13 protein-coding genes and 1 tRNA gene are annotated in these 12,810 nt (G+C 74.3%); 2 read left to right on the top strand and 12 right to left on the bottom strand.

Annotation, left to right across the window (positions count from 1 at the left end):
* Position 1: 1 nt before the first annotated feature.
* From tatC to ACFSBI_RS13650, 7 genes are all read right to left on the bottom strand, one after another.
* Positions 2 to 754, bottom strand: coding sequence for a twin-arginine translocase subunit TatC (tatC, locus tag ACFSBI_RS13680; RefSeq protein WP_377935838.1), 753 nt, complete (start codon positions 752 to 754; stop codon positions 2 to 4).
* Positions 755 to 807: 53 nt separating this feature from the next.
* A complete protein-coding gene (locus ACFSBI_RS13675; RefSeq protein WP_377935837.1) occupies positions 808 to 1,077 on the bottom strand; it encodes a Sec-independent protein translocase subunit TatA/TatB in 270 nt (89 codons plus the stop codon).
* A 129-nt stretch (positions 1,078 to 1,206) separates the two neighbouring features.
* A complete protein-coding gene (locus tag ACFSBI_RS13670; RefSeq protein ID WP_377935835.1) occupies positions 1,207 to 2,184 on the bottom strand; it encodes a helix-turn-helix transcriptional regulator in 978 nt (325 codons plus the stop codon).
* Entirely contained in the window at positions 2,177 to 3,172 is a 996-nt protein-coding gene (locus tag ACFSBI_RS13665) for a helix-turn-helix transcriptional regulator (protein ID WP_377935833.1), read from the bottom strand. Before ACFSBI_RS13665 ends, ACFSBI_RS13670 begins: the two co-directional genes overlap by 8 nt.
* 8 nt (positions 3,173 to 3,180) lie before the next feature.
* Complete coding sequence (locus ACFSBI_RS13660) at positions 3,181 to 4,152, bottom strand: FKBP-type peptidyl-prolyl cis-trans isomerase (RefSeq protein WP_377935831.1); 972 nt, start codon at positions 4,150 to 4,152, stop codon at positions 3,181 to 3,183.
* A 19-nt stretch (positions 4,153 to 4,171) separates the two neighbouring features.
* A complete protein-coding gene (locus ACFSBI_RS13655) occupies positions 4,172 to 5,146 on the bottom strand; it encodes a tRNA (adenine-N1)-methyltransferase (protein WP_377935829.1) in 975 nt (324 codons plus the stop codon).
* Entirely contained in the window at positions 5,143 to 5,820 is a 678-nt protein-coding gene (locus ACFSBI_RS13650; protein WP_377935827.1) for an HAD family hydrolase, read from the bottom strand. Before ACFSBI_RS13650 ends, ACFSBI_RS13655 begins: the two co-directional genes overlap by 4 nt.
* A 112-nt stretch (positions 5,821 to 5,932) precedes the next feature.
* Between ACFSBI_RS13650 and ACFSBI_RS13645 the strand changes: the two genes are divergently transcribed.
* Positions 5,933 to 6,859 carry a PAC2 family protein gene (locus ACFSBI_RS13645; RefSeq protein ID WP_377935889.1) on the top strand — a complete coding sequence of 309 codons (927 nt, stop codon included), beginning with the start codon at positions 5,933 to 5,935 and terminating at the stop codon, positions 6,857 to 6,859.
* Between the two features lie 105 nt (positions 6,860 to 6,964).
* Here the strand turns inward: ACFSBI_RS13645 and ACFSBI_RS13640 are convergent, their stop codons facing one another.
* The 4 genes from ACFSBI_RS13640 to mgrA form a co-directional block, all read right to left on the bottom strand.
* Positions 6,965 to 7,843 carry an endonuclease domain-containing protein gene (locus ACFSBI_RS13640; protein ID WP_377935826.1) on the bottom strand — a complete coding sequence of 293 codons (879 nt, stop codon included), beginning with the start codon at positions 7,841 to 7,843 and terminating at the stop codon, positions 6,965 to 6,967.
* A gap of 195 nt (positions 7,844 to 8,038) precedes the next feature.
* Positions 8,039 to 8,893, bottom strand: a complete 855-nt coding sequence (locus ACFSBI_RS13635; RefSeq protein ID WP_377935824.1) for an undecaprenyl-diphosphate phosphatase — start codon at positions 8,891 to 8,893, stop codon at positions 8,039 to 8,041.
* A 92-nt stretch (positions 8,894 to 8,985) separates the two neighbouring features.
* Entirely contained in the window at positions 8,986 to 10,278 is a 1,293-nt protein-coding gene (locus ACFSBI_RS13630) for a M20/M25/M40 family metallo-hydrolase (protein ID WP_377935822.1), read from the bottom strand.
* A 58-nt stretch (positions 10,279 to 10,336) separates the two neighbouring features.
* Entirely contained in the window at positions 10,337 to 11,374 is a 1,038-nt protein-coding gene (gene mgrA, locus ACFSBI_RS13625; RefSeq protein WP_377935820.1) for an L-glyceraldehyde 3-phosphate reductase, read from the bottom strand.
* A 94-nt stretch (positions 11,375 to 11,468) separates the two neighbouring features.
* Between mgrA and ACFSBI_RS13620 the strand changes: the two genes are divergently transcribed.
* Positions 11,469 to 11,553, top strand: a tRNA-Leu gene (locus tag ACFSBI_RS13620).
* Between the two features lie 49 nt (positions 11,554 to 11,602).
* Here ACFSBI_RS13620 and ACFSBI_RS13615 read toward each other — a convergent pair.
* Positions 11,603 to 12,733, bottom strand: a complete 1,131-nt coding sequence (locus tag ACFSBI_RS13615; RefSeq protein WP_377935818.1) for a baeRF2 domain-containing protein — start codon at positions 12,731 to 12,733, stop codon at positions 11,603 to 11,605.
* Positions 12,734 to 12,810 lie beyond the last annotated feature (77 nt).

Genomic DNA, 12,810 nt, shown 5'->3' with positions numbered 1-12,810 from the left:
CCTACAGGCTACCCGCGTCCTCGAGGGTCGCTGCGTTCCGCTTCGCCAGTCGACGGTCGTGCGTGAGCGTCACGCCCACCGCCGCGAAGTAGAGCGCGATCATCGGGATCGCGAGCAGGATCATCGAGACGACGTCGGCGGACGGCGTCGCGATCGCGGTGAAGAGCGTGATCACGAGCACCGCGACCCGCCACGCCTTCAGGATCGCCTTGCCCGTCAGCACCCCCGCGAAGTTGAGCAGCACGAGGAACACCGGCAGCACGAACGCGACGCCGATCGCGAGCATCAGCCGCAGCGCGAAGTCGAGGTAGCTCTTCGCGTCGATCAGCGAGGCGCCTCCGACGGCGAGGCTGACCATCAGCGACACGATGTGCGGGATCACGAGGAAGCCCGCGGCGCAGCCCGCGAGGAACAGCGGGACGGCGCTGAAGAAGAAGCCGAAGACGTACTTCTTCTCTTGGCGCGTGAACGCGGGCGTCAGGAAGGCGAAGATCTGGTAGAGCCACACCGGGCTCGTCAGCACGATCCCGGTGACGATCGCGATCTCGAGCCGCACGTCGAAGGCGCTCGTGATGCTCGGGAAGTTCAGCGACGCGAGCCGGCCCTCGCCGTCGCCCACGCTCCGCAGCGGGAGCGCGAGCAGGTTCAGGACCCACTCGGACACGAACCAGCCCGCGACCGCACCCACCAGCACGGCGAGCGCCGCCCACATCAGCCGGCGCCGCAGCTCGAGCAGGTGCTCGATCAGCGGCATCCGCCGTTCGTCGTTGCGGTCCTTGCCCCGCGCTGAGCGGGGCGCGGTGGCGGTCAGCGCTCGTCGGGCGAACGACGCGTCTGCGTCCCCGCCGGCGGCTCGTTCGTGTAGACGACCTCGCGCTCGGTCTCCGCCTTGCCGGCGTCACGGCGCTCGTCCTTCATGTCGTCCTTCACGTCGTTGATCTCCTTGCGGAAGATCTTGATCGACTGGCCGAGGCCCTTGGCGAAGATCGGCAGCTTGGACGCACCGAAGAGGACGAGCACGACGGCGACCACGATGATGAGGTGAAAGCCGGTCAGACCCTGGAAGAGACCACCCATGAGCTACTCCGTTCCGGCGACATCGCCGTTCAGATCGGAGGATCCGATCATCCTGTGCAGGCAGTGTAGGCAGGGATCGGGCGCTGCGTGGGTCCCGCGCCGCACTTCGTGGCCTGCTCGTGATGCGGGTCAGGCCCCGTAGCGGTCCAGCCCGGCCCGCGCCCAGTCCCGCACGGCGCGGCGCGCCTCGGGTGGGCCGACGACCTCCACGAGGCCGGCGCGCTGGGCGACGAGTCGCTGCAGCCCCTCGAGGTGGGCGATGCGGAGCCGGGTGCGCACGCGGCCGCGGCGCGAGCCCGGCTCCGTCTGCGGCCGGTCCCCCAGGTAGTCGGCGAGCAGCGGCAGGGCGCCGTCGGCGACCTCGATGAGGACCTGCAGGTCCTGCTTGGAGGGCTGGAAGATGCGGTCGGGCAGCGTCAGGTCGTCCGGGCGCTCGGTCGTCGCGTCCGCGTCGACCCGCACGTCGCCCATGCGGTCGAGCCGGAAGGTGCGGAGCGCGCGCCGCGAGCGGTCCCAGCCGCGCAGGTACCAGGACTCGTCGACGGACTCGACGCGCAGCGGCTCGACGGAGCGCTCCTCGCGGGCGCCGCGGCCGCTCACGTAGTCGAACACGAGCACCGCGCCCGCGGCGGTGGCGTCGCGCACGGTGCCGAGCCGCCGGTCCGCCTCGCCCTCGACGGCGACCGGCGCCGGGGCCCCGCTCGCCGCGCGCTGCAGCTTGGCGGTGAGCGTCGCGACGGCCTCCCGGTCGGCGTTCTCCGGCAGCGCCGAGACGTACTGCAGGCCCGCGATCAGCGCGGCGGCCTCGCGGGCGGAGAACCGCGGCGAGTCGTCGATCGCGATCTGCTGCGTGATCGCGATCTCGTCGTCCTGCAGGAAGCGGTCCCAGTCGATGTCGAACAGGTCGTTCGGCTGGTACGTCTTCGTCTCGCCGGGCACCCCGGACACGGCGATCAGGGCGACCGCGTCGCGGATCCGCTGCTCTCCCACGCCGAAGTGCGCCGCGGCCTGCGCGACCGGCACGCCGTCGTTGTCGAGCAGGTAGGGCACGAGCGCCAGCAGGAAGGTGAGGCGGTCCTGCACCCGCATCGGCTGCGCGTCAGCCATCGCCGTCCTCCGCCCCGCCGTGGTCGGCCGCCGTGCGTCGCAGCCGCTCGCGCACCGCGTCGCGGAGCGTCGCGGGCTCGAGCACCCGCACCTCCGGCCCGAAGGCCGCGAGCTCGTCGGCGAACAGCGCCTCGTCCGTGTAGTGCAGGACGGTGCGCCCGTCCCCGTCCTGCTCGCCGCGGCTGCCGAGCCGGGCGGCGGCGTCCGTGCCGTCCTCGACCTCGAGCACCGCCCGGTTCGCCGCGAGCACGTCGCGCAGGGCCTGCCGCGCCTCCTCGGCCGGGTCGCCGGGGAACGGGTCGAAGCCCTCCCCGGTCTCCGCCACCGCGCCGACGACGCGGCTGAGCAGGAAGGTGCGCCGGGCGCCCGCGCCGACGTCCTCGCCGTGGACGTGCCACCGGCCGCCGAACTGCACGAGGGCGGCGGGCCGCAGCCGTCGCTCCCGTACCCGCTGCTCCCCCGGCTTCAGGTAGCCGAACCGCACCTCGCGCCGCCGCTCGATCGCGGAGCGCAGCGGGTCGAAGGCGGCGTCGCGGGCGCGGAGGCGCGGCGCGAAGCCGATCAGCGGCGCCTCCGTGTCGATCCCGAGCGACCGGAGCTTCAGCAGCGCCCGGCGCGACTCCCCCGACAGCGAGCCCTCCCGCCACGCGAGCGCGGCGAGCTGCAGCAGCGCGAGCTCCTTCGGCGTGAACGCGACGTCCGCCGGCAGGTCGTACTCGCCCTTCGGGATCCGGTACCGGGTGAACTGGACGGCGCCCTTCTCCTGCGGCAGCTCGATCGACTCGAGCGGCACGCCGAGGTCGCGCACGTCCTCCTTGTCGCGCTCGAACTGCCGCTCGAGGCTCGCGTTGTCACCGCCTCGCCGGTAGCGCTGGCGGTAGCCCTGCACCGACTCCAGGATCTCCGCCTTCGTCAGCCCCTGCTCGGTGGTGAGCAGGGCGAGCACCAGGCTGAAGAGGCGCTCCTCGTTCGAGACGGGCTGGGCCACGGGCGGGGTCAGGCCTTCCCCAGCAGGTCGACGACGAAGACGAGGGTGGCGCCCGCGGGGATCTTCCCGGTCGCCTGGTCCCCGTACCCCTGCGCCGGCGGGATGACGGCGAGCACCTGGCTGCCCACCCGCTGGCCCGCGAGCGCCTTCGCGAGGCCCGGGATGATCTGCCCGTCCGAGACCGGCAGCGTGACGGGGGCGCCGTTCGCCCAGCTGGAGTCGAACACCTCCCCGTCGGCCGGGTCGCCCGGCTTCCAGACCACGCCCGTGTACTGCACGACCGCGTCCTCGCCGCGGCGGACCACCGGGCCGTCGCCCGCGCGCAGCAGCGCGACCTGCAGCGACTTCGGCGGCGCCCCCTGCGGGAGCGTCACGCCGGGGCGCCCGTCGGCGGCCAGCACGACGGCGGGCAGGCCGCCGGCCATGACCTGCGGCGTCCCGTCCGCCCGCGCGAGGTAGGCGCGGCGCACGTCGACCACCGCGACGAGCGAGTCGGAGGCGGTGAGCCCCTCCGGGCGCGACGCGGCGGGGATGCCCTGCCCGGGCGGCATGACGGCGGTGAGGCGCTCGCCCTCGCGGGCGCAGACGAGCGCCTTCCGGAGGCCGGGGACGCCGACGGAGCCGACCACGAAGCGGGCCGCCGCGGCGTCGCCCGTGTACTCGGTCGCGGTCACCGCCTGCCCGGTCGTCCCGTCGAGGAACGTGACGTCGGCGACGACCTGCTGCTGCGGGTCGATCGGCTCTCCCCGGCCGGCGATGTTCGTGGTGACCTGCGTGCGGTCCACGTGCATCGGGCTCGGGAAGGAGACCGTCGGCTTCGCGCCGAACGCGCCCTGCACCGTCACGGAGTCCGACGCGGGCCCGGAGGCCGCGAGCGGGCGGCAGCCGTCGTCGGAGCCCGCGGAGCAGCCCGTCAGCGCGACCGCGGTCATGAGGACCGCCGCGGCGGACGCGACGAGGCGGGACGGGGTCGGGCGCACGGCTGACGATCCTGCCAGATCAGGCCCCCGTGCCGTCCGGCCCGACCCCGCGCGCGGCCGCGATCTCGGCCGCGCGCCGGGCGGTCTTCCGCAGCCGCTTCGGGCTCTGCTCCCGGTCCCCCACCGCGCCCGGCGTCCACAGCTCGACGTCCTCGTCGCTGAACTCCTTCGGCGCGCGGCGGGACGTGCGCGGGGCGACGACGCCGTCCGCCAGCCGTCGCGCCGTGACGAGGAAGCCGGTGTGGGCGACCATCCGGTGGTCCGGTCGCACCGCGAGGCCGTCGACGTGCCAGCCGCGGATCAGCGTCTCGGTGGTCAGCGGCTCGGTGAACACGTCCGCGTCGCGCAGCGCCTCGACGGTGCGCGAGACCTGCGGGACGGTCGCGATGTAGGCGACGACGACGCCGCCCGGCTCGAGGGCGCGCGTCACCGCGGGCACCGTCTCCCAGGGCGCGAGCATGTCGAGCACCACGCGGTCGTAGGCGCCGGGCCGGCCCGCGTCGAGCACCTCGGCGAGGTCGCCGACGGTGAGCGACCAGCGCTCGGGACGGGCGCCGAAGAAGCCGGCGACGTTGTCCGCGGCGACGTCCGCGAACTCCTGCCGCCGCTCGACCGAGTGCACGGAGCCCGCGGGCCCGACCGCGCGCAGCAGCCAGAGCGTGAGGGCGCCGCTGCCGACCCCCGCCTCGACGACGCGCTGGCCGAGGCTCACGTCCGCGGCCTGCAGGATCTGGCCCGCGTCCTTCGGGTAGACGATCGCGGCGCCGCGCGGCATCGACATGACGTAGTCGGTGAGCAGCGGCTTCAGCGCGAGGTAGCGCGTGCCGTCCGAGCCCTCGACCACGGAGCCGTCGGGCAGGCCGATCAGCGCGGCGTGGGGCAGCGTGCCGCGGTGGGTGTGGAAGACGCCGTCGGGCGCGAGCGTGATCGTGTTGCGGCGGCCCTTGTGCCCGGTCAGCTGGACGCGGTCGCCGGGCGCGAAGACGCCGGTCACGCTGGCGCGCCTCGCAGCTGGGCGGCGACCTCGGCGAGGTCCTCGACGCCGCGGCCCTCGAGCGTCGGCCAGAGCCGCCAGGCGTCGCCGTCGGGCAGCGACGCCATGTGCGGCACGCCGATCGCCGCCGCACCCGCGGCGACCGCGGAGGCGAGCCCGGGCGGACTGTCCTCGATCGCCACGCACTCCTCGATCCGCACCCCCAGCAGCTCCGCCGCGCGCAGGTAGGGGTCGGGCGCCGGCTTCGGCCGCTCGACGTCGTCGCCGGCGACGAGCGCGTCGAACCCGCCGAACGGGACCGCGGCGACGACGGCCTGCGCCATCCGGCGCACCGACATCGTGACGAGCGCGGTCGGCACCCCGGCGTCGCGGACCGCGGCGAGCAGCGCGAGCGCACCCGGCCGCCACGGGATCTCGTGCTCGAGGTGCGCGCTGACGTGGTCGGTCTGCCACTGCACGATCTCGTCGACCGGCATCGCGACGCCGTGCTCCTGCAGCACGCGCGCCCCGTCGCCGAGCCCCATGCCGACGAGCGCGCGCGCCTGGTCGTGCGTCCAGGTGCGGCCGAACCGGCGCATCAGCTCGGTCTCGGCCTCGAACCAGAAGGGCTCGGTGTCGACGAGGGTGCCGTCCATGTCCCAGAGCACGGCGGCGGGCAGCTTCGGAACGGGCACCGGCCGAGCCTAGCCACGCGCACAGCGAACACCCCCGCGGGCCCGACCCGCCGCCGCCTAGGGTGGATCGGACCGGCCGGACGCCGGTCCTGACGAGACGGAAGCGGTGCGGTTGGCAGAGTCGAAGCGGTTCCAGCGCGGGCGCGTCATGGTCGTGGCCTTCGAGGGCTGGAACGACGCCGGCGAGGCGGCGACGAACGCGGTCCGGATGGTGCGGGACGCGCTGCCGCTGACCCCCGTGCTCGAGATCGACCCCGAGCTGTACATGGACTACCAGTTCAACCGGCCGACGGTCGGGGTCGACGAGCACGGCGAGAAGTCGCTGACCTGGCCGGGCGCGACGATGTACGGCCCGGTGTCGCACCGCCGCGGCCGCGGGATCGTGCCGGAGGGCGAGGAGCCCTCGCCGCGGATCGACCGCGACGACCTGTACGTGCTGCTCGGCGTCGAGCCGTCCCGCAGCTGGAAGGCCTTCGTCGGCGAGATCATCGACAGCGCGCTGGTCGCCGACGTCGAGGGCATCGTGATGCTCGGCGCGATGCTCGCGGACGTGCCGCACACCCGGCCGATCTCCACCTTCGCCTCGAGCGAGGACGCGGAGGTGCGGTCCGAGCTCGACCTCGAGCGCAGCTCCTACGAGGGGCCGGTCGGCATCCTCTCCGTCATCTCGGACGCGGCCGCCCGCGTCGGCATCCCTACGGTCTCCATCTGGGCGTCCGTCCCCCACTACGTGCACAACGCGCCCTCGCCGAAGGCGACCCTCGCCCTCGTCGAGCGCCTGGAGGCCGTGCTCGGCGTCGACGTGCCGCGCGGCGACCTCGAGACCGAGGCCGAGGCCTGGGAGACCGGCATCGACCAGCTGGCCGGCGAGGACGAGGACATGGCCGCCTACATCGAGCAGCTCGAGAAGGCGCGGGACACGATCGACTCCCCCGAGGCCTCCGGCGAGTCGATCGCGCGCGAGTTCGAGCGCTACCTGCGCCGCGGCGACGGCCCGGGCCGCGGCGAGCAGCCCCCGCCCTGGCGCCCCGGCGACTGATCGCGGCCTGCACGTCGGATATGGCCTCCGTGCGTCGGGTGCGGTGTACCTCGAAGCACCTTCTGATGCACCGGATCCGACGAGACGGCGCCGAATCCGACGGGATCAGTCGGCGAGCGCGGCGAACACCGCCCGCTCGACCTCGGGCCACTGGAAGAGCACCTGCGACCAGGTGAAGCGGAGGACGCGGTAGCGCTCGGCGGCCGCGACGAGGTCGCGCCTCCGGTCGCGGGCGAACGCCTGCGGATCGTCGTGCCACGCCCGCCCGTCGAGCTCGATGACGAGCCGTCCCTCCACGAGCAGGTCGACGACGCCGATGCCGGGCAGGTGCACGAGGACGTCCACGCGCAGCCCCGCAGCGCGGAGCAGCACCCGGACGATGCTCTCGAGGCCGGACTCGGCCCTGCCGTCGACTGCCGCGACGACCACGCCCAGCCGCGGCGGCAGCGAGGCCATCAGCGCCGGGAGGTCCCGCTCGCGCAGGTGCCGCTGCTGCAGCGCCGAGTCGAGGACGGCCACCGCCCACGCCGGCTCGAGCGCGAGGAGGACGTGCCGCAGCACCATCAGGATCGGCGCGATTCCCGTGCGCCTCGCGGCTGCGAGGGACTCTCCCGGCTCGCGGTGCACCACGACGTCGGTCCGCCCGCGGAGCAGGCGCGTCGCGTCGTCGGGGTCGCGGAGACGGTGGTCCCGTCGTGCCGCCGCCACGTGCAGCCGGGCAGCCTCGTTCGCATCAGCGTCCCGCGGCAGACGCTCGGTGCCGGCAGCATCCGGCGGGGTCCAGATCCCGAGGGCCCTGGTCGCCGACGGGCCGGTGAGGACGCCGCCGACGCGCGCGGCGCGGACGACCTGCTCCGGGGTGTCGGGCAGGGTGACGAGGCCCTTGCGGACCGGTCTGACCGCACCGGCCTCCACGGCGGCGCGCAGCTGGCGCTCGGTCCGTCCGAGCGCCAGGAGCTGAGCGGTGGTCCAGAAGCGCTGCACGGCGCGAGCATGGCTCGGGGGCAGCCCGGGCGACCGGCGCATCGGCCTCCTGTGCGTCGCACCACCGTCCTCCGCCCCTGGGGAGGAGCGGATGCGCCGCTCGGGTCGGCTTCGGTGCCGCTCGGTCGGGTCCGGTGCCCTCATCGGCGGCCTGAGATCACCGGATCCGACGGGCGGGCACCGGATCCCACGCGCCTACGGCTGGACGAGGCCCGAGAGCAGGAGGCCGTAGAGCAGGACGCCGAGGAGGATTCGGTAGGCCACGAAGGGCAGGAACGAGCCGCGGTTCAGGTAGCGCAGGAAGAACGCGATGACGACGAGGCCGACGCCGAACGCGACCACCGTCGCCGCGAGGGTCTCGAGGCCGGTGAACACCTCCGGGCCCGGCTCGCGGACCACCTTCACCAGCTCGAACAGCCCCGAGCCGAACACGGCGGGCACCGCGAGCAGGAACGAGTAGCGGGCGGCCGCGGCGCGCGTGTAGCCGAGCACGAGCCCCGCCCCGATCGTGCCGCCGGACCGGGAGACGCCCGGGATCAGCGCGAGGGCCTGCGCGAAGCCGAAGATGATGCCGTCGCGCGTGGTCAGGGACTCGATCGTCTTCCGCTTCGCGCCGATGCGGTCCGCGATGCCGAGCAGGATGCCGAACACGATCAGGGTCGTCGCGACGATCCAGAGGGAGCGGAACGAGGTCTCGATCAGGTTCTGGAGCAGCAGGCCGAGGATCACGATCGGCAGCGAGCCGATGATGATCAGCCAGCCCATCCGGTAGTCCTGGTCCATGCGCGGCACGAGCGGCTGCCCGTCCGGGCCCGCCTTCTTGGACAGGCCCAGGAAGAACGCCCGCACGATGCGGACGATGTCCTTCCAGAAGTAGACGAGCACCGCCGTCTCGGTGCCGAGCTGGATGATCGCGGTGAAGGCCGCGCCCGGGTCCCGTCCGCCCTCGAGGAAGATGCCGGCGATCCGGAGGTGCGCGCTCGAGCTGACGGGGAGGAACTCGGTGAGCCCCTGGATCAGCCCCAGCACGATCGCCTCGATCATCCCCATGCACCGCTCCAGCCGGGCAGGGGGTCGTCACCTGCCCGCGGAAGGCTAGCGGCGCACCCGTCCCCCGATCGGGGGCCGCGCCGCGGGTCGCCTCAGTACGTGCGCAGCAGGTCGGTCAGCACCCGGGTGCCGAAGTCGAGTGAGGACAGCGGCACGCGCTCGTCCACCCCGTGGAACATGGCGGGGAAGTCCAGCTCGGGCGGCAGCTGCAGCGGGGCGAAGCCGTAGCCCGTGATCCCGAGCTTGGACAGCGCCTTGTTGTCGGTGCCGCCGGACAGCAGGTACGGCAGCACGGGGGCCCCGGGGTCGTGCTCCCCGAGCAGCGCGACCACCTTGTCCACGAGCGCGCCGTCGAACGGGTTCTCGAGGCCGATGTCGGCGTGCACGGTCTCGAGCTCGATGTCGGGGCCGATCAGCTCGCGCACCCGGGCGAGCACCGCCTCCTCCTCGCCGGGCAGGGTCCGGATGTCGACGAGCGCGGTCGCCGTGTCCGGGATCACGTTGTGCTTGTAGCCGGCCTGCAGCACCGTCGGGTTCGTCGTCGTGCGGAGCGTCGCGAGCAGGAACCCCGCGGCCGAGCCGGTCGCGAGCGCGACTGCGTCGGGGCCCGCGGCCCGGGGGTCGACGCCGAGCATCCGGCCGAGCCGCCCGATCAGGCTCTCGGTCGTCGTCGTCATGCGGACCGGCCAGTCCTCGCGCCCGAGCGCGGCGACCGCCTCCGCGAGCCGCACGACCGCGTTGTCGCGGATCAGCCGGGAGCCGTGCGCGGCCGGCCCGCGGGCGGTGAGCCGGACCCAGACCAGCGCCTTCTCCCCCGTCTGCAGCAGGTAGGCGCGCCGGCCGCCGAGGCTGACGGAGTACCCGCCGACCTCGCTGATCGCCTCCGTCGCCCCCTCGAACAGCTCCGGGTGGTGGTCGACCACGTGGTGGGAGCCGAAGTCGCCGCCGGCCTCCTCGTCGGCGAAGAACGCGACGACGAGGTCCCGGGCGGGCCGGCGGCCCGCGCCGAGGATCGACTCGAGCGACGCGAGCACCATCGCGTCCATGTCCTTCATGTCGACCGCGCCGCGGCCCCAGAGCAGCCCGTCGCGGACCTCGCCCGCGAACGGGTCGACGCTCCAGCTCGTCGCGTCCGCCGGGACGACGTCGAGGTGGCCGTGCACGACGAGGCCCGGCCCGCGGGACTCCCCCTCGACCCGGGCGACGACCGAGACGCGCCCCGGCGCCGCCTCGAACAGGCGCGGCTCGAGGCCCATGCGCTGCAGCACCGCCTCGACGTAGCCGGCGGCCTCCGCCTCCCCGTCGCTCCTCCCCTCGCCCCAGTTCACCGAGGGGAAGCGGATCAGGTCCTGCGCGATCGCCGCCGTGCGGCTGAGCTCCGTCACCCGCCCACGCTAGCCCGCGGCTGCGACCCCGGCACGGGTGGCGACGGAGCCTCTGCGCTCAGACCGCGCTCGAGCGCTGCCAGCGGTCGATCCCGTCCGCGATCGCGTGCTCGTCGATCGCCTGCAGCTCGTCGTCGGAGAAGGCGAGGTTCCGCACCGCCGCGAGGTTGTCGTCCAGCTGCCGGACGCTCGAGGCGCCGATCAGCGCGCTCGTGACCCGCTCGTCGCGCAGCACCCACGACAGCGCCATCTGGGCGAGCGACTGCCCGCGGTCCGCCGCGATGGCGTTGAGCGCCCGGACGTGGACGAGCGCCTCCTCGGTCACCGTCGAGGCCATGTCGGCGTCGCGCGCCGCCCGCGACTCATCGGGCACGCCGCGCAGGTAGCGGTCCGTGAGCAGCCCCTGCGCGAGCGGCGAGAACGCGATCACGCCCACGCCGAGCTCGCCCGCCGTGTCGAGCAGCCCGTCCTCGATCCAGCGGTTCAGCATCGAGTAGGAGGGCTGGTGGATCAGCAGCGGGACGCCGAGGTCGGCGAGGATCGCCTTCGCCTGCCGCGTGCGGTCCGGCGAGTAGCTCGAGATCCCGGCGTAGAGCGCCCGGCCGGACTGCACGGCGGTCGCGAGCGCGCCCATGGTCTCCTCGAGCGGCGTGTCGGGGTCCGCCCGGTGGGAGTAGAAGACGTCGACGTAGTCGAGGCCCATCCGCTCCAGCGACTGGTCGAGGCTCGCCAGCAGGTACTTGCGGCTGCCGTGGTCGCCGTAGGGGCCGGGCCACATGTCGTAGCCGGCCTTCGTCGAGATGACGAGCTCGTCCCGGTACGGCCGGAAGTCCTCGGCGAAGATCCGGCCGAAGTTGGTCTCCGCGCTGCCGTAGGGCGGCCCGTAGTTGTTCGCGAGGTCGAAGTGGGTGACGCCGGAGTCGAAGGCGCGGCGGAGCACCGCGCGCTGCCGCTCCAGCGGGTCCACGTCGCCGAAGTTGTGCCAGAGGCCCAGCGAGATCGCGGGCAGCAGCAGCCCGGACCGGCCCGTCCGGCGGTAGGGCATCGGGCCGTAGCGGTCGGCGTCGGCGGCGTAGGGGGTCTGTTCGCGGGGCACGGCAGGAGTCTTCCGCGTCGCGCCCGAGCGTCGGCCGACGAGGAGGCCGCGCGACTGGTAACGTCTCCGTCCGGCGCCTCACGGCGTCGCACCGGTCCGGGTGGCGGAATGGCAGACGCGCTAGCTTGAGGTGCTAGTGCCCTTTATCGGGCGTGGGGGTTCAAGTCCCCCCTCGGACACGGATCGAAGGGGCCGCGCAGCAGCGCGGCCCCTTCGTCGTCGAAGGCGTCAGACCGGCGCGGGCTGGTCCGCCGGCCAGCGCAGCAGCGCCGCGGCGGGTGCGCCGAGCTCGCCCGCGGGGGCGAGCAGGATGCGGGCGTCCGTCAGCAGCGCCGCGCGCACCACGGCGTCGAGCGCGCCGACCTCGCCGATCACCGGCGCGGTGCCCGCGTCCCCCGGCTCGGCCGCCAGCCACGGCACGTCGCCGAGGGCGAGCAGGCGCTCGTCCGCCAGCGCGCCCACGTCGACGAAGACCGTGTCCGCCTGCGCCTGCCGGAGGGCCTCCACGACCGCGGCCAGGCCGCGGGTCGCCGCGGGGCGCTCGCGGCCGAGACGGGTCCGCAGCAGGTCGACCGCGTCGTGCCGGTCGCGCTGCTCGACGGCCGCGACCTGCTCGGCGACGAACGCCGACAGCACCGCGGCGTCCGCGCCGTCGGAGCGCGTGTCCTTCTTCAGCTCCACCGCGAGGGCCCGGCTCCGCTCCCCCAGCGCGTCGAGCAGCAGCCCGCGCGCCCGGACGTCGCCGGCCACCACGACGAGGCGCGGCCGCACCTCCTGCACGAGCCGGTCGACCTCGGCGGACAGCTCGCCCTGCGTCTGCTTCCAGAGCTCCTCGACGTGCTCGTGGTGGTTCTGCTGCGACCACCCGCCCGACGCCGCCTTGTGCAGCGTGTCGGTGCGGCCGGTCAGCGTCGTCTCCAGCTCGGGGAAGAAGGCGCCGGTCCGGTGCACGGCGATGTCGCCGCCGTCGCGCGTCACCTGCACCACCAGGTACGCGAACTCGTCCACGCCCGCCCGGATCAGCGGCGCGACGCTCGGCAGCTCGCCGACGTCGAGGGTCTCGGGACCCGCGGCGGGCCCGGGGATCGGCTCGTCGACCACGACCGCGCCCTCGCGGGCGATCAGGTAGCGCGTGAACGGGCTCGGCAGCCCGGTCGGCTCCCCGAGCGCGCCGTCGAGCGCCCGCAGCGTCGCCTCGTCGGCGCCCGCCGCTCTCAGCCGGTCGAGGGCCGAGCGGCGGCGGGACTCCGCCAGCCCCTCCGGGTTCTCGCGGTCCCCGGACAGGTCCAGGTACAGCGTGCTCCAGCCGCCCTGCCGCCTCACGGCATCGGTGAGGCGTGCGCGCAGCGTGTCCGTCATCGTCGACTCCCCTCGCGGGCGGGCACTCACCCGCCCTTCCCGGCACCGTAGGAGCCGCAGCCTGACGCTGTCCGGGA

The sequence above is a fragment of the Amnibacterium endophyticum genome (assembly GCF_042680685.1).
Lineage (GTDB): Bacteria > Actinomycetota > Actinomycetes > Actinomycetales > Microbacteriaceae > Amnibacterium > Amnibacterium endophyticum.
Note: the sequence above shows the minus strand (reverse complement) of the source record. Positions and strands in the feature narration are given on the sequence as shown.